The organism is Sphingobium abikonense NBRC 16140, from assembly GCF_001598335.1.
GTDB lineage: Bacteria > Pseudomonadota > Alphaproteobacteria > Sphingomonadales > Sphingomonadaceae > Sphingobium > Sphingobium abikonense.
In genome coordinates, this window is sequence record NZ_BCYT01000006.1 from 16,704 (window position 1) to 38,183 (window position 21,480).

Consider the following 21,480-nt stretch of genomic DNA (forward strand, 5'->3'; position numbering starts at 1 on the left):
AACACATGCGCGAATTTGGGTGTAAACATGTGCCTATTGCTGAAAACAGCGATGCTGATCTTAAATCCGCCGGTAGCGGAAATACCAGACCTCGTGACCCAGTCGCCGCGCCTTGGCTTCATAGCGGGTTTCGGGCCAGCCGCCGGGGCGGTTCTGGAAATCCTGAGGTTCGCTGGCCAGCCAGTCGAAATCGGGATAGCCGTTCATCACCATCAGCGCCCAGCGCAGATAGACGGGATGATCGGTGCCGAAGCGGAATTCGCCGCCGGGCTTGAGCTTTTTCGCGATCATCGCGACGGGGCCGGGGTTCATCATGCGCCGCTTGGCATGGCGCGCCTTGGGCCAGGGATCGGGGTGGAGCAGATAGACGAAGCTGAGCGCGCCGTCGGGAATGCGCGAGAGCACGTCGAGCGCGTCGCCCATATGCAGCCGGACATTGCCGAGCGCCTTGTCGCGGACGTGGCCGAGCGCCTGCACGACGCCGTTCAGGAAGGGTTCGCAGCCGATGAAGCCATGGTCGGGCAGCAGGTCGGCGCGCCAGGCCATATGTTCGCCGCCGCCAAAGCCGATTTCGAAATGGAGCGGGCGATCATAGCCGAACAGGTCGGCCGCCGTCACTGGTCCCTCCGCCGGGACAGCGATGGCGGGCAGCAGCGTGTCGACCAGTTCCTGCTGGCCCTTGCGTAGCTTTGGCCCCGATTGGCGGCCATAGAGGCGGTTGAGGGTGGTCGGGTCGCCAGATTTATGCGCTGTCATGGGGCGCGCGCTTAGCGGTGGGAGCGATCCGGGGCAAGCGGTGCGAGGCGCTAAAGGCCAAGCAGCGGCCACAGCACGATGAGCAGGCCGACGAGGCTGGCGAGAAAGATGATCGAGCGCGCCACGGGCACGCCAAAGCCATAAAGCGGCAGATAGACGACCCGCGCGCCAAGCCAGATCCATCCCCCCAGCGCCGTCCATTCGCTGGTGCGCCCGGCCAGCACCACGCCCAGCAACGCAACGATGGCGAGGGGCAGCGTTTCGCGATAATTGGCCTCCGCCCGGCACAGGCGACCGGCGACGGGATTGAGCGGCGGCAGGCTTTCGTCGCGCGCGCCCATATTCCATTTCGGCCCATATTGCTTCGTCTTGGCATGGCCGGCGGCGAAGATGTGGACGAGGAGCAGGACCATGCCCCAGGCGAGGATCGTGATTTCGACGGGCATGACGGCATTCTCCCTTTCGCACCCCTTTTAGCAAAGGCGATGGCGGCGGGATAGCGAAACGCTGCGCCCTTAGAGCGTGAGGCCCACGCGTGCGATCAGGGTCGCGCCGGCATGGGCGCTGTCGGGCGCGTCGATGTCGGTATCGGCATAGCGCAGGCCCGCCGACCAGCGGCCGCGATACCAGTCGAGCGCGACGCCATGATCCCAATAATCGCCAGCCGGACGCAGGCGCGCGGCGCGTAAGGGATCGCGCGTGTCGCCCGACGATCGGCCTACATGGCCTGATAGTGTAAGCGGGGTTCCGGGGATGCCGACCGCCGCGCCGGAGGAGAGATAGAGATTGTCGCCGCCGATGCCGGACTGGCGCGGGGCGTAGCGCGCGCCCAGGTCCAGGCTGGCTGGCCCAAGCGAAAAGCCGGCGATTGCGCCCATTTCTCCATAGCCCCAGCCATCGCCACTATCGGCCGCCCCGGGGAAGATATGATAGCGGCCCTCGGCCGTCAGGCGAAGGCCGCCCAGTTGCCGGGCATAGGTGCCACCCAGGTCGAGGACGGCGTCAGCGCCGCCATGGCGGTCGCTGCCCCAGAGCGTCGTTGCCGCGCCGTCGAGGCTGAGCCCCGGCGCGACCGGCACCGACACACTGCCGCGCAGCACGGGATCGCCGTCGCTCCAGCTGAGGCCGCGACGGCGTTCGTCGCTCGCCGCCTCCAGCGTGATGGTGGGGCCGGCGGCATATTGGGCGGCGGCCGGAGCGACATGGCCGGCAAGCAGTAATGCCCCCAGCCATGTCGTACGAGTGAGAAAGTCAGTTCGAGGCAAGATTGCGTACCGAGTCCAGTTCAGCCAGCAGGACGCCGTGATCGGCCTTTGCCGCCGCGACAAGATGCGCCTCTATCTTTTCGCGATGATTGGCAAGGGCTTGTTCGGCGGGATTGCGGCCGGGCGTGCATGCGCCCGCTTCGCTGCCCGACAAGGTCTGGTCGGTGGCGATGGTGCGGGCGAGTGCCGGGCCATGGTCCAGCCGGCGATCGACAATGATCGTCGCGCTCCAGCGGCATCGCTGCATATCCATGCGATTGGGGGTCTTCGCGCCGACCGTCTTGCTGCGCATGTCGGCGCGGGCGGTGTAGGTGGCCGTGATCGGCTGGCCATGATGCTGCACCGTGACGCTGTGGGTCGCGGCTGCGGCCGCTAGGGCGAGAATGATGCTCATGCGTGTCTCCTGCTTTGAACGCCGCGCTTTTGCGCGCGGTCGTCACCGCAGATATAGGAAAGCCCTGTTGCTGCTCTTTTGCCGGATCATGAAGAAGGGCGACCGGTTGATGGGAGCGGTAAGGGCGGGGCTGATACCTTGCGTCGTCCCTGGCAGCAAAAAAGGCGACCCTCGCGGGCCGCCTTTCTCTTTCACTTGGCAAGGATGCTTATTTGGTGCCGGCGGGGGCCTTGGCCTTGCCGCCCTTCTTGCCCTTTTTGGGGGCGGCGGGGGTGATTTCGAAGGCCAGGGCTTCGACGCCGTCGCTGTCCTTCATATGGACATGGACTTCGCCGCCATGGACCAGCTTGCCGAACAGCAGTTCCTCGGCGAGCGGCTGCTTGATCTTTTCCTGCATCAAACGGCCCATCGGGCGCGCGCCATAGAGCTTGTCATAGCCCTTCTTCGTGAGCCACGCCTTGGCGTCATCGTCCAGCGTGATGTGGACGTCGCGGTCGGCCAGTTGCAGCTCCAGCTGGAGCACGAACTTGTCGATGACGCGCGCGACGATTTCGGGCGGCAGATAGCCGAAGGGCACGATGGCATCGAGGCGATTGCGGAATTCAGGCGTGAAGAGCTTCTTCACCGCATCTTCCTGCACATCGTCGCGAGTCAGCTCGCCAAAGCCGATCGATTCCTTCGCCATGTCCGACGCACCGGCATTGGTGGTCATGATGAGGATGGTGTTGCGGAAATCGACGGTCTTGCCGTGATGATCGGTCAGGCGGCCATTGTCCATCACCTGAAGCAGGATGTTGAACAGGTCGGGATGCGCCTTTTCAATTTCGTCGAGCAGCAGCACGCTGTGCGGATTCTGGTCGACCGCGTCCGTCAGGAGGCCACCCTGGTCATAGCCGACATAGCCCGGAGGCGCGCCGATCAGGCGGCTGACCGAATGGCGTTCCATATATTCGGACATGTCGAACCGCTGGAGTGGGATGCCGAGCAGCGTCGCGAGCTGGCGCGCCACCTCCGTCTTGCCGACGCCGGTAGGGCCGGAGAAAAGATAGTTGCCGATCGGCTTGTCAGGATCGCGCAGGCCCGCGCGCGACAGCTTGATCGCGGACGACAGAACCTCGATCGCTTTATCCTGACCAAAGACCACGCGCTTGAGGTCCGTGGTCAGCGATTCCAGCACGCTCTTGTCGTCGGACGACACCGTCTTGGGCGGAATGCGCGCCATGGTGGCGATGACTTGCTCGATCTCCTTGGGCGTGATCGTCTTCTTGCGCTTGGACGGCACGACCAGCATCTGCATCGCGCCAACCTCGTCGATGACGTCGATCGCCTTGTCGGGCAGCTTGCGATCGTTGATGTAACGCGCTGAAAGCTCGACCGCCGCCTTGATCGCGTCGGGGGTATATTTAACGCTGTGATGCTCCTCGAACGCCGACCGCAGGCCCGCGAGGATCTTGATCGTGTCGTCGATCGTGGGTTCGTTGACGTCGATCTTCTGGAACCGGCGCAGCAGCGCGCGGTCCTTTTCGAAATGATTGCGGAATTCCTTGTAGGTGGTCGACCCGATGCAACGGATCGTGCCGCCCGACAGAGCGGGTTTCAGCAGGTTGGACGCATCCATCGCGCCGCCGCTGGTCGCGCCCGCGCCGATGACGGTGTGAATCTCGTCAATGAACAGCACCGCATGCGGCATTTTTTCCAGTTCGGTGACGACGGCCTTCAGCCGTTCCTCGAAATCGCCGCGATAGCGGGTGCCGGCCAGCAACGCGCCCATGTCGAGCGAATAGATGACCGCTTCCTTGAGCACGTCGGGCACGTCGCCTTCGACGATCTTGCGCGCCAGCCCCTCCGCGATCGCGGTCTTGCCCACGCCCGGATCGCCGACATAGAGCGGATTATTCTTCGACCGGCGGCAGAGGATCTGCACGGTGCGGTCCACCTCGGCCGACCGGCCGATCAGCGGGTCGACCTTGCCCCGGTCCGCCTTCTCATTGAGGTTGACGGTGAACTGATCGAGCGCACTGTCCTTCTTGCTCTTGCCGTCCTGCACCTTCTTTTCCTCCTCGGCGGCGCCCTTCGTCTCCTGACGCTCGGGTGTCGGCGTGCCCTTGCCGACGCCGTGGCTGATGTAGCTGACGGCGTCGAGACGGCTCATATCCTGCTGTTGCAGGAAATAGACGGCATAGGATTCGCGCTCGGAAAACAGCGCGACCAGCACATTGGCGCCGGTCACTTCATCCTTGCCGGAGGATTGGACATGCAGGATGGCGCGCTGCACGACGCGCTGGAAACCGCTGGTGGGGGATGGGTCGGACGACCCTTCGACCTTAAGGCTGTCCAGTTCGGTATCGAGATAATGGGTGACGGCGTCGCCCAGTTCGCCCAATTCCACGCCGCACGCCTGCATCACTTTCGACGCATGTTCATCGTCGATCAGCGCGAGCAGCAGATGCTCCAGCGTCGCATATTCGTGCCGGCGTTCCGACGCGTGCGTCAGCGCGTTGTGCAGGGTGGTTTCAAGGGCGGCTGCGAAAGAAGGCATGTCTGTTCTACTCCATGCTCCCTGTGACGGGAGCGTCATCGAACCCCATGTCGGCATTGCTCGACGCTGGATCAAGGCGCGACCCCCGACCAGCGGAATTGCCAGACTGCCCTAGCCCGAAGAAGCCCTGAAGGGCGCTGGGGGCGGGGCGTCGGTTCATCGCTTGAATAGCGCCTCGGCACTTGCCTTATGGTTAACGGCGCTATCCTTGTGGCGTCTGGTCCGTTCGATCTCCGCCTCCAGCGAAGCGATGCGGCTGTCCAGTTCGCTCATGGACAATGGCCCCAGATCCTGTTTGATCAGGCGGGCCAGCGGATCATCGCCCTTGCGTGGCAGATCGTCATCCAAGTCCATGTCGACAATGTTGACCCTTGGCATCAGTCTGTCAATAAGGGCGCCGCAACGGCCGGCCGATTTCGGGCTGCTGACGGATATAAGCCACAAGCGGGGGACAGCGAGATGGCGGACGGTTATTCCATTCCGGCGGAGATGACGGCGATCGGCATCGCCGCGCCGGGCGGGCCAGAGGCCTTGGTGGCGCAGCGCCGCCCGGTGCCGGCGCCAGGGGAGGGCGAAGTGCTGATCCGGGTCGCCGCCGCCGGGGTCAACCGCCCCGACGTTCTGCAACGGCAGGGCAAATATCCCCCGCCGCCGGGCGCTTCGGACATTCCGGGACTGGAGGTTTCGGGCACCATTGTCGCGGCGGGCGACGGCGCGGACCAGCTGATCGGGCAGAAGGTGTGCGCGCTGCTGGCGGGCGGGGGCTATGCCGAATATGCGGTCGCGCCGGCGGGTCAGTGCCTGCCGGTTCCGCAAGGCTATGACCTAGTGGAGGCCGCCGCGCTGCCGGAGACGCTGTTTACGGTATGGACCAATTTGTTCGAGCGCGCCTATGCCGCGCCCGGCGACACGGTGCTGGTGCATGGCGGCACCAGCGGCATCGGCACCATGGCGATCAGCCTGTGCCGCCTGTTCGACGTCAGCATCATCGTTACCTGCGGCAGCGACGACAAATGCGCCCAGGCGCTGGAATGGGGCGCGACCCATGCGGTGAATTACAAGACGCAGGACTTTGTCGCGGAGGTGAAGCGCATCACCGACGGCAAGGGCTGCCAGGCGGTGCTCGACATGGTCGGCGGCGATTATGTGGCGCGCAATCTCGATTGCCTGGCGGAAGACGGCCGCCATGTGTCTATCGCGGTGCTGGGCGGGGCGAAGGCGGAAATCTTCATTCCGCAAATCATGCAACGCCGCTTGACATTGACCGCGTCGACGCTGCGCGCGCGATCGGTGGGGTTCAAGAGCCTGGTCGCGGACGAGCTCGTCCGCACGGTCTGGCCCTTTGTTGCCGAAGGGCGGCTGCGCCCGGCGATGGACCAGCGATTCGACATGGCGGACGCGGCCAAGGCCCATGCCCGCATGGATTCGGGCGCGCATTTCGGGAAGATCGTGCTGACGATGTAAGGCGCGGGGCCGGCGCTAGAGCAGCCCCTTGGCGCGCAGGCTGACATGGCCTTGGCCCGCGATGATGACATGATCGTGGACGCTGATATTGAGCCGCTTGCCCGCGTCGATGATCTGACGGGTGACGTCTATATCCTGCCGGCTGGGCGACGGGTCGCCGGACGGGTGATTATGGACAAGGATGAGCGCCGCTGACCCCAGGTCAATGGCGCGGCGGATGACTTCGCGGGTATAGATCGCCGCCTGGTCGATCGATCCGTCGCCCATATGATCGTCGCGGATCAGCATGTTGCGGCTGTTGAGATGCAGCACGCGCACCCTTTCCACCCCCAGATGGGCCATGTCGGCGCGCAGATAGTCGAGCAGCGCCTGCCAGTTGGAGAGTACCGGCCGAGCCGCCACGTCGTTGCGCAGCATCCGCAGGGCGGTGGCCTGCACGATCTTGATCGCCGCGACGCTGGTGTCGCCCATGCCCGGCACGCGGGCGATCGCCTGCCAGTCGGCCGTCATCAGGCCGCCAATGCCGCCAAATTCGCGCAACAGCAGTTTAGCCAGCGGCTTGGTGTCGCGGCGCGGGATGGCGAGCGCCAGCAAATATTCGATCAGTTCATGATCCAGCAGCGCCTCGCCGCCCGCATCAGCCAGTTTCTGCCGCAGCCGGGCGCGGTGTCCGGCCCCGTCATGCGTGGCTTTCGCATCCTGTTCGGCCAAATTCCTGTCCCCTGAACCTGTGGGCAAGACGCTATGCGTTGCGGAATCGCGGGGCAAGGATATTTAGGAGCGGCGGGACGTTATGATCCCGTTACGGATTATCAGTGTCGCAGCGAAGCCGGGGTTGGCCATAGGCATGGAAGAAGAAGACGGCGAAGAAGCGGTTCGCCGGGCATGGCTGCGCTGGCTGGGCGTGGGCACGGGGTCGCTGGCGTTGCTGCTGGTTGGCCTGTGGACGCAGCGCGCGCCGATCGCCGAAAATTTCGTCACGCGCGAACTTAACCGGCGTGGCGTGCAGGCGCGCTATGACCTGGTCGATGTTGGCCTACGCACGCAGCGGATCGAAAATATCGTGCTGGGCGATCCTGCCCGGCCCGACCTTACCGCGCGATGGGTGGAGGTGGACATCGCCTTTGCCGGCGTGACGCCCATGGTGGCCGCCGTCAGGGCAGGCGGCGTTCGGCTGCGCGGATCGCTGCATGACGGCGTGCTGAAACTGGGCGAGCTGGACCAGTTTCGCGATCCCAATTCGACGGCGCCGTTCAGCCTGCCCGACATCAAGGTGGCGCTGAACGATGCGCGCATGACGCTGGATACCGATGTCGGCCCGGTCGGCATGGAAATTGACGGTGCGGGCAATCTCCAGTCAGGCTTCCAGGGGCAGTTGGCGGCGGCCATGCCCCGCGCGGCGATGGCGGGATGCGCGCTCACCATGATGCGTGCGTCGCTCGACATCGCGATGGACGGCGGCAAGCCGAGGCTGGCCGGGCCAGTCACCGCCGATGCGCTGGCCTGCCCGGATGCCGACGCGGCGCTGGCGCAACCGGCCGGGCGCATCGACCTGACTCTGGGACAGGCGCTGGATCGCTGGAGCGGGCGCGCTGACATGTCGGGCAAGGCGCTGCGCGGCGCGGGCGTGGTGCTGGCCTCGCCCAGGGCGCGGGTCGATTTTGACGGCAGCGCCGCGCGGACGAGCGGGCAGATGCGGCTGGATGCGACGGGGTTGAGCGGGCGCGGCGCGCTGCTGGGCCGCACATCGCTGGCCGGGCAATGGGCGATCGGTCCGGAAACCCGGTTTCAGGGACAGCTGAACGGCGACAATCTGAGACTGCCGGGGCGCAATCCGCTGACCGGTTTGCGCAGCGGGGCGGCGGGCACGCCAGTCGCGCCGCTGGCGGCGAAGCTGGCGGACGCGGTGGAGCGCGCGGGTGCGGGCAACCGCATCAGCACGACCTTGGCGCTGGTGCAGAAAGGGGGCGTCGGCAGCCTGGCGATCACCGATGCCGCCCTTGACGCGCGCAGCGGCGCGCGTGTCGCCATAGCGCAGGGCGGGCAGATGACGATAGCCTGGCCGGGCAAGGCGGCGGGCGTCGACTGGGCGCTGGATGGCGCGATCACGGCGGATGGGGGCGGCCTGCCCCGCGCGGCGCTGCGTCTGGCGCGGCGGCCGGGCGGCGGCTTTGGCGGCGAATTGTTCGTCGATCCCTATGCCGCGGGCGATGCGCGGCTGGCGCTCGACCGGGTGCGCTTCACCGCCGATGCCAATGGCGCGACCCGGTTCCGCACCGCGATACGACTGGACGGGCCGCTGCCCGATGGACGGCTGCGCGGCCTCAGCCTGCCGATCACCGGCCGGATCGCCGCCAATGGCGCGGTGTCGGTCAATCCCGATTGCGTGCCGCTGTCGCTGGTGGAAGCACGTTATGGCAATTTTGCCCTGGGGCAGACGCGCCAGACACTGTGTCCGGTGGGTGGCGCCATGATCGCCATGGGGCCTGCGGGCGTGTCTGGTGGCGTCGCGATCAGGCAGGTCGATCTGACCGGGCGCAGCGGCGGCAGTCCGATGCGGCTGACCGCCGATGACGCGCGCGTGCTGCTGGGCAAGTCGGGCTTTGCGCTCGCCAATCCGGCGCTGACGATCGGGCCGCAGGACGCCCCTGTGCGCCTGACCGCCGCCGCCATGGATGGCGCGATGACCAAGAATGGCTTTGCCGGCACGCTTAAAGAGGCGGGCGGCCAGATCGGCACGGTCCCGCTGATCGTCGAACAGGGCGCGGGCGAGTGGCGTTTCGCGGACGGGACGCTCAGCCTTAAAGCGGCGATGACGGTGCGCGATTCGCAGGCGCAGGCGCGCTTCAAACCGATGTCGGTGCCCGACTTCAAGCTGGCGCTGAAGGACGGGCGGATCGCCGCCACCGGCACGCTGACCGCGCCGGGCAAGGGCGCGCGGGTCGCGACCGTCGACATCGCGCATGACCTGAGCCGGGGCACGGGCCATGCGGATCTGAACGTGCCCGACCTGACGTTCGACGCGGCTCTGCAACCCGAAGATCTGACGCCGCTGACGCTGGGCGTCGTCGCCAATGTGCGCGCCAGGGTGACGGGCGACGGGCGGATCGACTGGACCGGGGACAAGGTGACGAGCACCGGCACCTTCCGCACGGACGATGCCAATCTGGCCGCGGCCTTCGGCCCGGTCGAGGGGCTGAGCGGGGCAATTCGCTTCACCGACCTTATCGGCCTGGTGACGGCGTCTGGCCAGCAAGTGACGATCAAGTCGGTCAACCCGGGTGTCGAGGTGCGCGACGGCGTCGTACGCTACCGGCTGGAGGCGGGACAGAAAGTGCGGATCGAAGGGGGCGGCTGGCCTTTTTCCGGCGGGCAGCTCGTGCTCTTGCCGACGACGATGGATTTCAGCGCCGATGTCGACCGCTACATGACGTTTCGGGTGATCGGGCTGGACGCGGGCGCGTTCATCCAGGCGATGGAGCTGGATAATGTTTCGGCGACCGGCACGTTCGACGGGATCATGCCGTTGATCTTCAATTCCAAGGGCGGCCGTGTGGCGGGCGGGGTGCTGGTCGCGCGGCAGTCGGGCATGGAGCCGCTGCTGATGCCCGAAGGCGTGTTGCCGACCATCCCGTGCGATCCCACGAAGATCGGCGGGACTTTATCCTATGTCGGGCCGGTGTCGAACGAGGATATCGGCGTCATGGGCAAGGTCGCCTTCGACGCGCTCAAGAATCTGCAATATAAGTGCCTGACCATCCTGATGGACGGCGCGCTGGATGGCGAGATGGTGACGAATGTCGTGTTCAACGGCGTCAACCGCGACCGGTTGGGCGCGGCGCCGGGTGGACTGGCGCGCAATTTCATCGGCTTACCCTTCATCTTCAACGTGAAGATCGCCGCACCCTTCCGGGGCCTGTTGAGCACGGCGCAATCCTTCATCGACCCGTCCAGCCTGGTGCAGGGCGAAATCGCCAAGCAGGCGCAGGAAAAGATGCGGGACGAAGGCGCGCAACCCCTTGCGGTTCAGCCTCTGGAAAGCGACAAGGCGATAAACAGGGAACCGTAATGAAGACAAAGAGCATAATGATGGTCGGCCTTGCCGGCGCGGCGCTGGGGGGGTGCATTCAGGTGAAGGCCCCGGACAAGCCGATCGAAATCAACCTGAACGTCAAGGTGCAGCAGGAAGTCGTGGTGAAGCTGCAACGCGATGCGCAGGACCTTATCCAGAATAATCCGGAGTTGTTCCCGCAATGACACGCAAGATGGTGAAATCCGCATGGATGGCCGCCGCCGCGATGGCGCTGGCGGGTGGCCTTGGCTTTTCCGGTGGCGCGCTGGCGCAGTCGGCCGATCTGGCGGCGGCCCTGTCGTCCGGGGCGGTGGGCGAGCAGGCCGACGGCTATATGGGCGTGGCAGGATCGGTCAGCGACACGGTTCGCAAGGAAGTCGAATCGATCAATATCAAGCGGCGCCAGGCCTATACCGACCTCGCTGGCAAGCGCGGCGTGACGGTGCAGGATGCAGCGGCGGCGACCGCATGCCAGACGCTGAGCCGCCTGAAGGCCGGCCAGGCCTATCGCATCGGCGCTGGCGCATGGCAGACCAAGGGTTCGGGCGCGATCGCGCTGCCGTCCTATTGCGCGTCGGGGGGGTGAAAGCCGCCACTGGCGGACTTTTCTCATCCCTTCGTACGGCAAGGATAGTCTTGGCGCCAACCATGGTTGACTATCCGCAATCCCCTTTCTAAACGGGCCGCGCCTTGACGGGTGCAGCCGCAAGCGCCATGCCGCCGCGATACAGGATCGCGGAGGATGCCATGGCAGCGGACACACCCGGACAGGACCCGGCAGGGGAGGACGCGCGGATCGCTTCGCTGGAGGAGCGGATCGCCCGGGCCGAACATGCCGAAAAGGTCAGGCAGGGGGCCAGGGAGCAACAGGCGGACGATGGATCGCGCCTGGGCAACAGGGTTCTTGCTGAACTGATCGGCGGTCTTGTCGGCGGTGCGTTGATCGGCTGGGTTCTGGACCGGCTGTTTGGCACATCCCCATGGCTCCTGCTCGTGTTCCTCGGTCTTGGGATCGTGGCGGCGTTCAGGAACATCATCAGATTGACGACGGTAAAGCGTCCCGACCAATAGGGGCGCTTTTATCTTAGTCCGAAGACGTGAACGTTACAGGGGTCAACGTGGCAGAATCCGGCAAAATCGATCCGATGCATCAATTTGCTATCGAACCTTTGTTCGGTACGGATCATCTGTCTCTTGGCGGCTTCAACATCGCATTCACCAACAGCGCGCTCTATATGGTGCTGGCGGCGCTCGTGCTTTGGATCTTCGTGATCGGCGGCATGAAGCGCGAACTGGTGCCCGGCCGCTGGCAGATGGCGGTCGAATATATGACCGGCTTCATCAAGAATTTGTTGATCGCCAATATCGGCGACAAGGGCCGCAAATATATTCCCTACGTCTTCTCGCTGTTCATGTTCATCCTGCTGGCGAACCTCTTGGGTCTGCTGCCGCTCGGCCTGTTCGGGCTGCACCCCTTCACCTTCACCAGCCACTTCACCGCCACCGGCGTTCTGGCGATCATGAGCTTTTCGATCGTGCTGATCGTCGGCTTCGCCAAGCATGGCTTCCATTTCTTCTCGCTGTTCGTGCCGCATGGCACGCCCGCGCTGATGGTGGTGCCGCTCTTCTTCATCGAACTCGTGTCCTTCATGGTGCGCCCGTTCAGCCTGGGTCTGCGACTGTTCGTCGCGATGACCGCGGGCCACGTGCTGCTCAAGGTGCTTGCCGGGTTCGTCATCAACAGCGCGAATGCGTCGCCGCTGCTGGGCTTCACCGTGGGTTCGGCCAGCTTCATCCTGATGATCGGCATCAGCGCGCTGGAAGTGCTGGTCGCGGTGATCCAAGCCTATGTGTTCGCGCTGCTGACCTCGGTCTATCTCAACGATGCCGAGAACCTGCACTGATATTTCGCCAATTTCTTTAACGTTTTTGACTGTTTAACAAGGGAGTTTACGACATGGACGCAGAAGCCGCAAAGCTGCTCGGTGCTGGCCTGGCCGCGATCGGCGCGGGCATCGCTGCCCTCGGTGTGGGCAATGTCTTCAGCAGCTTCCTGGAAGGCGCGCTGCGCAATCCGGGTGCCGCCGACGGCCAACAGGGCCGCCTGTTCATTGGTTTCGCCGCGGCGGAACTTCTGGGTCTGCTGGCGTTCGTTATCGCCATGATCCTGGTGTTCGTGGCCTGACACGCATTTGAAGCGGGCGGGGCGGCCATCGCGTCGCGCTCGCCCGCTTCCCTGATTTTGACCGCCCTCTGACCGGACGGACCCGTACCATGCCTCAAATCGCGCAAATCGCCGAAACCTATTCCAGCCAGATATTCTGGTTGCTGTTGACGTTCGGCTTCGTCTTCTTCGTCATTGGCCTGGGCATGGTGCCCAAGGTGCAGGGCACGGCGGACGCGCGCGACGCGAAGATCAGCGGCGATCTGGACGCGGCCAAGGCGGCCTTTGCCCGCGCCGACGAGGCGGAAGCCGATTACAAGGTCCGCGACGCGCAGAGCCGCGCCGCAGCCCAGGCGCTGCTGGCCAAGGCCAAGTCGGACGCGGCCAAGGCGTCGGAAGCCCGCATGGCCGCAGCCGACGCGGACGTCGCGGCGAAGATCGCCGCGGCCGAAGCTCGCATCCAGGCCGCCAGCAACGCGGCCATTGCAGAAATCGAAACCGTCGCCGCCGACGCGGCGCGCGACATGGTGGCGCGCATTTCCGGCGTGAACGCATCGGACGAAGCGGCCCGCAACGCAGTAAAGGCGGCACTGGCCCATGGCTGAGGCAGCAGCACAGCATCACGAAGCGACCGCCCCTTCGCTGGGCGAGGCGATCCATGCCGAAGGGCTGGAGCCAGTCGGCACTGTCGCGCATGAGGGCGTAGCCCCGCATACCGACCCCAAGGCGGTCGGCATGGACGCGACCGCCTGGGTGAGCCTCGCCATGGCGGTGTTCATCCTCATCCTGCTGGTCAAGAAGGTGCCCGCGCTGATCGGCGGCGCCCTCGATGGCCGGATCGCGCAGATCAAGGAGCAACTGGCCGAAGCATCGCGCCTGCGGGCCGAGGCCGAGGCGCTTAAGGGCGAATATGAAGCCAAGCTCGCCGCCGCCGCCGGTGAAGCGGACGCCATGCGCAAGGCCGCCGAGCATGAGGCCGAAGTGCTGGTCGATGACGCGCGCACCCATGCCGAGGAACTGGTGGTCCGCCGCCAGAAGATGGCCGAGGACAAGATCGGCGCCGCCGAACGCGCCGCCATCGCCGCGATCCGCGCCAAGGCGGTGAACGCCGCCACCAGCGCCGCCGCCACGCTGATCGCACAGGGTCATGACGCCCAGTCCGACAAGGCGCTGGTCGACAGCGCCATCGGGAAGCTCGGCACGATCAACTGAACGCGCTGCAACGACGGAAGCAAAAGGGCTGGTGCGGATCGCGCCGGCCCTTTTCCGTTGAGGCCGCGCGCATATCCGCAGGCCAGCTTCGCCGGCCCCAAGCAAATCCTTCGCTTGGCGCGGGGCGCCGGGCTGCCTATCTCTCCCCCCTGATCCGAATCGCAGATTGAAGGCTTCCTTATGTCCGCCACGCACAGCACCCGCATGTTGATCCTGGGTTCCGGCCCCGCCGGCCTGTCCGCCGCCATCTATGGCGCGCGCGCGGGCCTCGCGCCGATCGTGGTGCAGGGGATGCAGCCGGGCGGGCAGCTGACCATCACCACCGACGTCGAAAATTATCCCGGCTTCCGAGACGTAATCCAGGGACCTTGGCTGATGGAGCAGATGCAGGCGCAGGCCGAGCATGTCGGCGCGCAGATGATGTATGACCAGATTGTCGACGTCGACCTGTCCGAACGCCCGTTTCGCCTGCGCGGCGACAGCGGCACGCTCTATGTCGCGGACACGCTGGTCATCTGCACCGGGGCGCAGGCCAAATGGCTGGGCGTCGAGGGCGAGGAGCATCTGCAGGGCAAGGGCGTGTCCGCCTGCGCCACATGCGATGGATTTTTCTATCGGGGCAAGAAGGTCGTGGTGATCGGCGGCGGCAATACGGCGGTCGAGGAAGCGCTGTATCTCACCAACCACAGCCATGACGTCACGCTGATCCATCGCCGCGATTCGCTGCGCGCCGAAAAGATTTTGCAGGAACGGCTCAAGGCCCATCCCAACATCAAGATCCTATGGAACAAGGCGGTCGAACGCTTCGTGGGCGGCGGCACACCCGAAGGGCTGGTCGGCGTCGACCTGATCGACACGGTGACGGGTGAGAAAAGCCATGAGCCGACCGACGGCGGCTTCGTCGCGATCGGCCATCACCCTGCTACCGAATTGTTCGCCGACAGCCTTCCGCTTGATGAGGGCTATATCCTGGTGGAAAAGGGCACGACCCACACCGCCATCCCCGGCGTGTTCGCGGCCGGCGACGTGACCGACAAGATTTACCGGCAGGCGGTGACGGCAGCGGGCATGGGCTGCATGGCGGCGCTGGATGTCGAGAAATTCCTGGCCGAGCAGGATTTCGAGGAACTGGTAGAGGCGTAAGTCGCGCGCGTCAGGCCGGGGTCAGCCGACCTTGGCCTGCGCGAAGGCGAGCAGCGATCCGAACGTTTCGAACGTATCGCCGTCAATATCCTCATCGTCGATAAGGATGCCGAAGCGATCCTCCATCTCTGTCAGCAGGCCCGCGACCGCCATGGAATCCAGTTCGGGCAGCGCACCGAACAGCGGCGTGTCGGCGTCGAACGCATCGACCCGGTCCTGCGACAGGCCAAGCGCGTCGCGCAGCAGCGCCCGCATCTGGGTTTCGACGGGGATCGACTGGCCTGACGGCTGGGGATGGGCGGCGTGCATAATGGGCGCCTAACTATAGTTTAGCGGCCTAGCCGACAAGCGCGGAAATCATCGCGCGGGCCGCGGCAGGCCACTGGCTGACGGCGCGCGGGTTGAACGCATCGAGGCGGGTTAGGGGGATGCGCTGCTCCATCCAGTCGGCCTTGTAGCCATTGTCGCCCGTGCCATAATCGATCATCGTCACGCGGTCCTGGTCGATGGCATGGCGGAACATCGCGTGGCTGAGCAAAGAGCCGGGCGACTGCGCATCCAGCGCCTTGTCATGCGCCAGCTTGTGGATCAGCGCGACGCCGTGGTCGATCGTCCATAACTGGGTGGCGACCGCGCGACCGTCCAGCCGCGCGAAGCCCAGCCTCAGCCTGCCGGCCGTGCTTTCCCGCTTGGCCAGATCGCGTAGGAAGGCGAGGCCACCGGCCGGTTCGTCCGCCTTCCAGCTACGCGCATGGACCGCGACATAATCGTCCCACAGGTCCGGGGTCAGCCGGTCATATATGGTCAACGCGAAAGGATCGCCGCGCCCCTTGCGCCGGACGAGGTTGCGCAGCCGGCCCGGCCGCGCGCACCAATAGGTATCGAAATCCCTTCCGTCGAGCGTCAGCAGATGGCGCGCTCCCATAGTTCGGCACACCGTCCACCATCCCGCCCGGCTCAGTGCCCCACGTAGTTCGGCGCAGTCTTCCAGGGGGTAGAAGCTTATCCGCGCGCCGTTGGAACGCAGATGTCGGCCCATGGCTTCCAGCATCGCGCAACGCGCCGCAGGGGCCGGCGCACCCACGAAAACAGGAGCGAAGGCAAAGCTGTAATAATTGGCCAGCGCCTCAAGCCGCCTGCGCGCCGGGGCAAGCAGGAACAGCCAGGCTTCGCCATGCCCTTGGCCTGCATGAAGGATACGAAGCGGCACATCGGCGAAACAATGGCGATGAAGCGATTCCATCCACTCGAGCCGGTCGAACAGCCGCGCGCCATCGAACGCGCCGGGCCTGTGCCCCAGCGCGCGTCGCACATCGGCGAAGCTGTGATATTCCCTTGGCGCCTGCAACCGACTATCTCCGCCCCAAACTGCGCAGCCTTAGGAGAAAATTCTGCACATGGCGTTAAGCATCCATGGCTGAAGCCATGTCCCTAATCGATGGCGCGCCGGTTTTGCCGATCGACCATCTGCTGCTGCGCGGCGATGCGGCCGCGCCGGCGCTCGATGGCCGGTCGGGCCGCTATAGCTATGCCGAACTGGAACAGACGTTGGGCCGGCTGGCGGAATGGCTCGCGGGTTTCGGGCTGGAGCCGGGCACGCGCGTGGCGAGTTGGATGGCGAAAGGGCCGGTGGCGGCGCTGATGCCGCTCGCCGCGCCGCGCGCGGGGCTGGTCCATGTCCCGGTCAACCCGCTGCTCAAACATGGCCAGGTCGCCCATATATTGGCCGACAGTGGCGCGGCCATGCTGATCGGCACGGGCGCGCGGATCGAAAGCCTGACGCCGGATGACGTGCCCGCCGGATGCCAGCTTCATCGGGAGGATGACGCGGCCTGCGCGATGAGCGGCGGGGATGGCATCGGCGCGTCGCAGGCCGATCCGCAGGCGTTGGCGGCCATCCTTTACACCAGCGGATCGACCGGTCGGCCCAAGGGCGTGATGCTGACCCACGCCAATATGTGGCTGGGGGCGGTGGCGGTCGCCGACTATCTGCGTCTGTCGCCCGATGACCGCACCGCCTGCGTGCTGCCTTTCAGTTTCGACTATGGCCAGAACCAGCTGTTTTCGGCCTGGTTTGCCGGCGGATGCGTCTATCCGCTTGACTATCTGACGCCGCGCGATGTGGTGAAGCTGGTGGATCGTCACGACATCACCACGCTGGCGGGCGTGCCGCCGCTCTGGGTTCAACTGACCGAACTGGACTGGCCGGCGGATGTGGCGGGGAAGCTCAGGCGCCTGACCAACAGCGGCGGGGCGCTGACGCGGCCACTGGTCGCGCGGCTGCGTGCGCTGTTCCCCCAAGCGGACCTCTATCCCATGTATGGCCTGACCGAAGCGTTCCGCTCCACTTATCTGCCGCCCGCGCTGGTCGACAGCCATCCCGATTCGATGGGCCGGGCGATTCCCTTTGCCGAAATCCTGGTCGTGCGGCCCGATGGCAGTATCACCGATGATGACGAGCCGGGCGAACTGGTCCATTGCGGGCCGTTGGTGGCGCAGGGCTATTGGCGGGACGCGGCGCGCACGGCCGAGCGGTTCCGCCCCGCGCCGCCTGCATCGCGCTATGGCGGCATGGCGGTGTGGTCGGGCGACACCGTGCGGCGGGACGCGCAGGGCCTGCTCTATTTCGTGGGGCGCGACGACGCGATGATCAAGTCCGCCGGCAACCGCATCAGCCCGACCGAGATTGAGGAGGCCGCCGGCGCGGTCCCCGGCGTCGCCGAGGCCGTGGCGCTGGGCATAGCGGACGACCGGCTGGGGCAGGCGGTGCGATTGCTGCTGCGCGGGCAGGGGGATGATCTGCCCGCCGCCGTCGCCGCGCATCTCAAAAGTGAGCTTCCCAATTTCATGCAGCCCAGGGACATCGTCATGCTGGATCAGTTTCCCCGCAACCCCAATGGCAAGATCGACCGGGTGGCGCTGGCGCGGGAGCAGGGCGCATGAAGCCGATGGGCCCCATTCCGGCCGGCTTTGGATGTGAAGACGGCATGTTGCTGATCGGCGGATGCGGCGCGAAAAGCCTGGTCGACGAAGCGGGCGACACGCCGCTGTTCGTGTACGACATGGCGCTGGTGGAGGCGCAGGTGCGGCGCTTTCGCGACGCCATGCCTGCTGGCATCGACCTGCATTATGCGATCAAGGCCAATCCCTTCGCCCCGCTGCTGAGCCGTATGGCGGTACAGGTCGATGGCTTCGACATTGCGTCGGGCGGCGAACTGGAAATGGCGCTGGAGGCGGGCATGGCGCCCGACCGCATCAGCTTTGCCGGGCCGGGCAAGCGCACGGATGAACTGACCGCCGCCATTTTCGCCGGCGTCACCATCAACCTGGAATCCGAAGGCGAAGCACGCCGTGCGATCGCGGCGGGTCAGGCGATCGGCAAGCAGCCGCGTCTTGCCGTGCGGGTCAATCCCGATTTCGACCTGAAAGGGTCGGGGATGCGCATGGGCGGTGGGGCCAAGCCCTTCGGCGTCGACGCCGACCGTGCGGCGGCGCTGGCGCGCATGGTGATCGAAGCGGGCGCGGACTGGCGCGGCTGGCATATATTTGCGGGCAGCCAGAATCTGGATGCGCAGGCGATCATCGACACGCAGGCGGCCACTATCGCTCTGGCGGCGCGATTGTCGCAGGAGGTCTGCGCGACGCCGCCGCTCGTCAATCTGGGCGGCGGTTTTGGCCTTGCCTATTTTCCCGGCGACACGCCGCTCGACATTCGCCCGATCGGCACGGCGCTGGGCCAGGCGCTGGAGTCGCGACCGCCTATTCTGGCTGGCAGCCGATTCGCGCTGGAACTGGGGCGCTGGCTGGTCGGGGAAGCGGGCGTCTACCTCACCCGCGTCGTCGATGTGAAAGACAGCCAAGGCGAACTCTTCGTCGTCGTCGATGGCGGATTGCATCATCAGCTTGCCGCCAGTGGCAATTTCGGCACGGTCGTGCGTCGCAACTATCCGATTGCCGTGGCGAATCGTTTCGAATCCGCTCCGGCCCTTGATCCCGTGACGATTGTGGGCTGTCTGTGCACGCCGATCGACCGGCTGGGCGACAAGGTGGCGCTGCCTGAAATCAGCGAAGGCGACCTGATCGCGATATTTCTGGCCGGAGCCTATGGAGCATCCGCCAGCCCGATGGCCTTTTTGGGACATCCACCCGCGCGGGAGCTTTTACTTGGGTGATAGTCGAATGACTTGACTCCTAACGCTATCTTTACCCTTTACCGGCATGACATTGCCCAAAGCCCGTGCGTTCCTGCCGCAGCCACTCCTTGGCGGCCGGGCGCACCGGGGCACGGCAAGGGGTGAGAATATGCGTTTCGTGTCGGTTTCCAGGTTCCTGATGGGGGTATCGCTGCCCGCCGTCGCCTTGTCGGGCTGCGCCTCCGCGCCGTCCGGGCCGCAATTGCCGCCCGCGTCCTTCGTGTCGACGCAGGAAGGGCCGGGCGAGGAATATGTCATCGGCCCGCTCGATGACCTCACCATCTTCGTCTGGCGCAATCCGGAACTGGGCGCAAAGGTGCAGGTGCGGCCCGACGGGCGCATCACCACCCCGCTCATCACCGACATGCCGGCGGTGGGCAAGACGCCCAAGATGCTGGCCGACGACATCAAGCTGGCGCTTTCGCAATATATCGAAAATCCGCTGGTGTCGGTCATCGTCAATAATTTCAGCGGCACGTTCAGCCAGCAGGTGCGGATCGTGGGGGCGACGGAAAAGCCGGCCTCCATCCCCTATCGCGCGAACATGACGCTGCTTGACGCGATGATCGCGGTCGGGGGGCTCAGCGAATTTGCCGCGGGCAACCGCGCGCGCCTGGTCCGCTTCGACAAGGATACGGGCAAGCAGAAGGAATATCAGGTCCGCCTCAACGACCTGCTCAAGCGTGGCGACACCAAGGCCAATGTCATGCTGGCCCCCGGCGACGTCATCATCATCCCTGAAAGCATGTTCTGACCATGGCGGGCCTTTACGATGAACTGCTCGTGCTGTGGCACGGCATATGGAACCGGCGCTGGGTGGCGCTGGCGGTCGCCTGGGGCGTCGCCATGCTCGGCTGGCTGGGCGTCGCGCTCATCCCCAACAGCTACCAGTCCAAGGCGCGGGTCTATGTGAATACCCAGTCGCTGCTGGAAGACCGCATGGGTATCACCCAGGTCCAGTCGCAGCAGGATCTCGACCGGCTGCGCAGCACGCTGGCGAGTGCGGAGAATCTAGAAAAGGTCGTGCGCGGCACCGACCTGTCGCAGACCGTGTCCGGCCCGCGCGACATCGCTGCCAAAATCACGACGCTGCGCGAAAACATCACGGTAATGGCGCAGGCCGACCCCAGCATGATCGACATCAGCGCCATTTCGGCCGATTCGAGCCTGTCGGACGGGGCCAATGCGCGCATCGCGCAGCAGGTCGTGCAAAAGCTGATCGACATTTTCCAGGAGGAAAATCTGTCGGGCGACCGCCGCGAAACCAAGCAGAGCCTGGCCTTCCTCGATCAACAGATCGCTGGCCGCGCCAAGCAGCTGGAGGCCGCCGACCAGCGCCGCATCGAATTTGCCCAGCGTTATGCCGGGCTGCTGCCGGGCGCCGGCTCCATCAGCCAGCGCATGGACGCGGCGCGGATGGAGATCAACAATATCGACTCGCAACTGGTGCAGGCGCAAAGCGCGCTGACGGCGATGAACGGCCAGCTGGCCGGCACACCGCAGACGCTGCCGGGCGTGGGCGCTTCGGGCGGCCCATCGGCACTGGCGCAGGCGCAGGCCAACCTCGCGTCGATGAAGGCGCGCGGCTGGACCAACAGCCATCCCGATGTCATCGCCGCCCAGCGCGAAGTCGACGCGCTGCGCAAGAGCGGCGGCGGCAGCGCGAGCGGTGGCGGCGGCACGCCCAATCCCGCCTATTTGTCGATCAAGTCGATGCAGGCCGAGCGCGCCGCCACGGTGCAGGCGCTCCAGGCGCGCAAGGCGCAGCTCCAGGCCGATCTCAACGCGATGATGTCGCGCCAGGTCGACGAACCCGGCATCGCGTCGGAGCAGGAAAAGCTCGACCGCGACTATGAGGTGCTCAAGACCCAATATGACAAGCTGCTCGCCGACCGGGAGGAAATCCGCCTGCGCGGCGAGGTGAAGACCGAAACCGGCGCGGTGCAGTTCCGCGTGATCCAGCCGCCCAGCACGCCTACCGCGCCGACCGCGCCCAATCGGCCGCTGCTGCTGCTGGGCGTGCTGGTGCTCGCCATCGCGGCCGGTATCGGCGTCGCCTTTGCCCTGGGCCAGCTCAAGGGCAGCTTTTCCACCGCCGCGCGGCTGGAGCGGGCGATCGGCCTGCCGGTCGCGGGCTCGATCAGCCAGGTGCGCAGCGCCGCCCGGCAGGCGGTCGAGAAACAGCGGATGAAATGGTTTGCCGCCGCGAGCGGAGGTTTGGCGGGCGTCTGCCTGCTGCTGATCGCGGTCGAATTTGTCCAGCGCGGCATGGCGTGAA

Annotated in this window: 23 protein-coding genes; 14 read left to right on the plus strand and 9 right to left on the minus strand. The window is 65.6% G+C overall.

The window, feature by feature from the left end; genetic code table 11:
- Positions 1 to 60: 60 nt before the first annotated feature.
- The 6 genes from trmB to SAB01S_RS08800 all read right to left on the minus strand — a co-directional run bounded on the left by trmB (position 61) and on the right by SAB01S_RS08800 (position 5,308).
- Positions 61 to 756, minus strand: coding sequence for a tRNA (guanine(46)-N(7))-methyltransferase TrmB (gene trmB, locus SAB01S_RS08775; protein WP_062732675.1), 696 nt, complete (start codon positions 754 to 756; stop codon positions 61 to 63).
- Positions 757 to 806: 50 nt separating this feature from the next.
- Positions 807 to 1,202 carry an MAPEG family protein gene (locus tag SAB01S_RS08780; protein WP_062732676.1) on the minus strand — a complete coding sequence of 132 codons (396 nt, stop codon included), beginning with the start codon at positions 1,200 to 1,202 and terminating at the stop codon, positions 807 to 809.
- A 69-nt stretch (positions 1,203 to 1,271) separates the two neighbouring features.
- A complete protein-coding gene (locus SAB01S_RS08785; RefSeq protein ID WP_062732677.1) occupies positions 1,272 to 2,021 on the minus strand; it encodes a TorF family putative porin in 750 nt (249 codons plus the stop codon).
- The gene (locus tag SAB01S_RS08790; RefSeq protein ID WP_021228325.1) at positions 2,008 to 2,415 is read right to left on the minus strand and encodes a hypothetical protein; all 408 of its coding nucleotides are present in this window, start codon (positions 2,413 to 2,415) and stop codon (positions 2,008 to 2,010) included. The genes SAB01S_RS08785 and SAB01S_RS08790 overlap by 14 nt, the downstream gene beginning before the upstream one ends.
- Before the next feature lie 208 nt (positions 2,416 to 2,623).
- Positions 2,624 to 4,954, minus strand: a complete 2,331-nt coding sequence (clpA, locus tag SAB01S_RS08795) for an ATP-dependent Clp protease ATP-binding subunit ClpA (RefSeq protein ID WP_062732678.1) — start codon at positions 4,952 to 4,954, stop codon at positions 2,624 to 2,626.
- 156 nt (positions 4,955 to 5,110) lie between these two features.
- A complete protein-coding gene (locus SAB01S_RS08800) occupies positions 5,111 to 5,308 on the minus strand; it encodes a DUF1192 domain-containing protein (RefSeq protein WP_062732679.1) in 198 nt (65 codons plus the stop codon).
- A gap of 105 nt (positions 5,309 to 5,413) precedes the next feature.
- On the opposite strand from SAB01S_RS08800, the gene SAB01S_RS08805 reads away from it, so the two are divergent.
- Complete coding sequence (locus tag SAB01S_RS08805) at positions 5,414 to 6,418, plus strand: NAD(P)H-quinone oxidoreductase (protein WP_062732680.1); 1,005 nt, start codon at positions 5,414 to 5,416, stop codon at positions 6,416 to 6,418.
- 15 nt (positions 6,419 to 6,433) lie between these two features.
- On the opposite strand, the gene radC is transcribed toward SAB01S_RS08805, so the two are convergent.
- Positions 6,434 to 7,129, minus strand: coding sequence for a RadC family protein (gene radC / locus SAB01S_RS08810; protein ID WP_062732681.1), 696 nt, complete (start codon positions 7,127 to 7,129; stop codon positions 6,434 to 6,436).
- 136 nt (positions 7,130 to 7,265) lie between these two features.
- Between radC and SAB01S_RS08815 the strand changes: the two genes are divergently transcribed.
- The 9 genes from SAB01S_RS08815 to trxB all read left to right on the plus strand — a co-directional run bounded on the left by SAB01S_RS08815 (position 7,266) and on the right by trxB (position 15,009).
- Entirely contained in the window at positions 7,266 to 10,487 is a 3,222-nt protein-coding gene (locus tag SAB01S_RS08815) for an intermembrane phospholipid transport protein YdbH family protein (RefSeq protein ID WP_062732682.1), read from the plus strand.
- Positions 10,487 to 10,675 (plus strand): YnbE family lipoprotein, encoded by a 189-nt coding sequence (locus tag SAB01S_RS08820; protein WP_062732683.1) that lies wholly within the window; start codon positions 10,487 to 10,489, stop codon positions 10,673 to 10,675. Before SAB01S_RS08815 ends, SAB01S_RS08820 begins: the two co-directional genes overlap by 1 nt.
- Entirely contained in the window at positions 10,672 to 11,076 is a 405-nt protein-coding gene (locus tag SAB01S_RS08825; protein WP_062732684.1) for a YdbL family probable chaperone protein, read from the plus strand. Before SAB01S_RS08820 ends, SAB01S_RS08825 begins: the two co-directional genes overlap by 4 nt.
- A gap of 161 nt (positions 11,077 to 11,237) precedes the next feature.
- Positions 11,238 to 11,561, plus strand: coding sequence for an AtpZ/AtpI family protein (locus tag SAB01S_RS08830; RefSeq protein WP_062732842.1), 324 nt, complete (start codon positions 11,238 to 11,240; stop codon positions 11,559 to 11,561).
- Positions 11,562 to 11,635: 74 nt separating this feature from the next.
- Complete coding sequence (locus SAB01S_RS08835) at positions 11,636 to 12,394, plus strand: F0F1 ATP synthase subunit A (RefSeq protein ID WP_500797398.1); 759 nt, start codon at positions 11,636 to 11,638, stop codon at positions 12,392 to 12,394.
- 53 nt (positions 12,395 to 12,447) lie between these two features.
- Positions 12,448 to 12,675, plus strand: coding sequence for a F0F1 ATP synthase subunit C (locus SAB01S_RS08840; RefSeq protein WP_004207392.1), 228 nt, complete (start codon positions 12,448 to 12,450; stop codon positions 12,673 to 12,675).
- Between the two features lie 89 nt (positions 12,676 to 12,764).
- Positions 12,765 to 13,259, plus strand: a complete 495-nt coding sequence (locus SAB01S_RS08845; RefSeq protein WP_062732686.1) for a F0F1 ATP synthase subunit B family protein — start codon at positions 12,765 to 12,767, stop codon at positions 13,257 to 13,259.
- Positions 13,252 to 13,866, plus strand: coding sequence for a F0F1 ATP synthase subunit B family protein (locus tag SAB01S_RS08850; protein ID WP_009822101.1), 615 nt, complete (start codon positions 13,252 to 13,254; stop codon positions 13,864 to 13,866). Before SAB01S_RS08845 ends, SAB01S_RS08850 begins: the two co-directional genes overlap by 8 nt.
- 180 nt (positions 13,867 to 14,046) lie before the next feature.
- Positions 14,047 to 15,009, plus strand: a complete 963-nt coding sequence (gene trxB, locus SAB01S_RS08855; protein ID WP_062732687.1) for a thioredoxin-disulfide reductase — start codon at positions 14,047 to 14,049, stop codon at positions 15,007 to 15,009.
- Between the two features lie 21 nt (positions 15,010 to 15,030).
- Here the strand turns inward: trxB and SAB01S_RS08860 are convergent, their stop codons facing one another.
- Together SAB01S_RS08860 and SAB01S_RS08865 are read right to left on the minus strand one after the other, a co-directional pair.
- The gene (locus SAB01S_RS08860; protein ID WP_062732688.1) at positions 15,031 to 15,318 is read right to left on the minus strand and encodes an acyl carrier protein; all 288 of its coding nucleotides are present in this window, start codon (positions 15,316 to 15,318) and stop codon (positions 15,031 to 15,033) included.
- 28 nt (positions 15,319 to 15,346) lie between these two features.
- Complete coding sequence (locus tag SAB01S_RS08865) at positions 15,347 to 16,357, minus strand: GNAT family N-acetyltransferase (RefSeq protein WP_083951249.1); 1,011 nt, start codon at positions 16,355 to 16,357, stop codon at positions 15,347 to 15,349.
- A 77-nt stretch (positions 16,358 to 16,434) separates the two neighbouring features.
- On the opposite strand from SAB01S_RS08865, the gene SAB01S_RS08870 reads away from it, so the two are divergent.
- The 4 genes from SAB01S_RS08870 to SAB01S_RS08885 all read left to right on the plus strand — a co-directional run bounded on the left by SAB01S_RS08870 (position 16,435) and on the right by SAB01S_RS08885 (position 21,479).
- Positions 16,435 to 17,952 (plus strand): acyl-CoA ligase (AMP-forming), exosortase A system-associated, encoded by a 1,518-nt coding sequence (locus SAB01S_RS08870; RefSeq protein WP_062732844.1) that lies wholly within the window; start codon positions 16,435 to 16,437, stop codon positions 17,950 to 17,952.
- Positions 17,949 to 19,181 carry a pyridoxal-dependent decarboxylase, exosortase A system-associated gene (locus tag SAB01S_RS08875; RefSeq protein ID WP_062732689.1) on the plus strand — a complete coding sequence of 411 codons (1,233 nt, stop codon included), beginning with the start codon at positions 17,949 to 17,951 and terminating at the stop codon, positions 19,179 to 19,181. Before SAB01S_RS08870 ends, SAB01S_RS08875 begins: the two co-directional genes overlap by 4 nt.
- Before the next feature lie 130 nt (positions 19,182 to 19,311).
- Positions 19,312 to 19,956 (plus strand): XrtA/PEP-CTERM system exopolysaccharide export protein, encoded by a 645-nt coding sequence (locus tag SAB01S_RS08880; RefSeq protein WP_021224880.1) that lies wholly within the window; start codon positions 19,312 to 19,314, stop codon positions 19,954 to 19,956.
- 2 nt (positions 19,957 to 19,958) lie between these two features.
- Positions 19,959 to 21,479 carry an XrtA system polysaccharide chain length determinant gene (locus SAB01S_RS08885; RefSeq protein ID WP_062732690.1) on the plus strand — a complete coding sequence of 507 codons (1,521 nt, stop codon included), beginning with the start codon at positions 19,959 to 19,961 and terminating at the stop codon, positions 21,477 to 21,479.
- Position 21,480 lies beyond the last annotated feature (1 nt).

Excerpts from the sequence above, each read along its gene's own strand:
- trmB (WP_062732675.1), bottom strand. The coding sequence starts at position 756 with ATGACAGCGCATAAATCTGGCGACCCGACCACCCTCAACCGCCTCTAT.
- SAB01S_RS08780 (WP_062732676.1), bottom strand. The coding sequence starts at position 1,202 with ATGCCCGTCGAAATCACGATCCTCGCCTGGGGCATGGTCCTGCTCCTC.
- SAB01S_RS08790 (WP_021228325.1), bottom strand. The coding sequence starts at position 2,415 with ATGAGCATCATTCTCGCCCTAGCGGCCGCAGCCGCGACCCACAGCGTC.
- clpA (WP_062732678.1), bottom strand. The coding sequence starts at position 4,954 with ATGCCTTCTTTCGCAGCCGCCCTTGAAACCACCCTGCACAACGCGCTG.
- SAB01S_RS08800 (WP_062732679.1), bottom strand. The coding sequence starts at position 5,308 with ATGGACTTGGATGACGATCTGCCACGCAAGGGCGATGATCCGCTGGCC.
- SAB01S_RS08805 (WP_062732680.1), top strand. The coding sequence starts at position 5,414 with ATGGCGGACGGTTATTCCATTCCGGCGGAGATGACGGCGATCGGCATC.
- SAB01S_RS08815 (WP_062732682.1), top strand. The coding sequence starts at position 7,266 with ATGGAAGAAGAAGACGGCGAAGAAGCGGTTCGCCGGGCATGGCTGCGC.
- SAB01S_RS08820 (WP_062732683.1), top strand. The coding sequence starts at position 10,487 with ATGAAGACAAAGAGCATAATGATGGTCGGCCTTGCCGGCGCGGCGCTG.
- SAB01S_RS08825 (WP_062732684.1), top strand. The coding sequence starts at position 10,672 with ATGACACGCAAGATGGTGAAATCCGCATGGATGGCCGCCGCCGCGATG.
- SAB01S_RS08830 (WP_062732842.1), top strand. The coding sequence starts at position 11,238 with ATGGCAGCGGACACACCCGGACAGGACCCGGCAGGGGAGGACGCGCGG.
- SAB01S_RS08835 (WP_500797398.1), top strand. The coding sequence starts at position 11,636 with ATGCATCAATTTGCTATCGAACCTTTGTTCGGTACGGATCATCTGTCT.
- SAB01S_RS08840 (WP_004207392.1), top strand. The coding sequence starts at position 12,448 with ATGGACGCAGAAGCCGCAAAGCTGCTCGGTGCTGGCCTGGCCGCGATC.
- SAB01S_RS08845 (WP_062732686.1), top strand. The coding sequence starts at position 12,765 with ATGCCTCAAATCGCGCAAATCGCCGAAACCTATTCCAGCCAGATATTC.
- SAB01S_RS08850 (WP_009822101.1), top strand. The coding sequence starts at position 13,252 with ATGGCTGAGGCAGCAGCACAGCATCACGAAGCGACCGCCCCTTCGCTG.
- trxB (WP_062732687.1), top strand. The coding sequence starts at position 14,047 with ATGTCCGCCACGCACAGCACCCGCATGTTGATCCTGGGTTCCGGCCCC.
- SAB01S_RS08860 (WP_062732688.1), bottom strand. The coding sequence starts at position 15,318 with ATGCACGCCGCCCATCCCCAGCCGTCAGGCCAGTCGATCCCCGTCGAA.
- SAB01S_RS08870 (WP_062732844.1), top strand. The coding sequence starts at position 16,435 with ATGTCCCTAATCGATGGCGCGCCGGTTTTGCCGATCGACCATCTGCTG.
- SAB01S_RS08875 (WP_062732689.1), top strand. The coding sequence starts at position 17,949 with ATGAAGCCGATGGGCCCCATTCCGGCCGGCTTTGGATGTGAAGACGGC.
- SAB01S_RS08880 (WP_021224880.1), top strand. The coding sequence starts at position 19,312 with ATGCGTTTCGTGTCGGTTTCCAGGTTCCTGATGGGGGTATCGCTGCCC.
- SAB01S_RS08885 (WP_062732690.1), top strand. The coding sequence starts at position 19,959 with ATGGCGGGCCTTTACGATGAACTGCTCGTGCTGTGGCACGGCATATGG.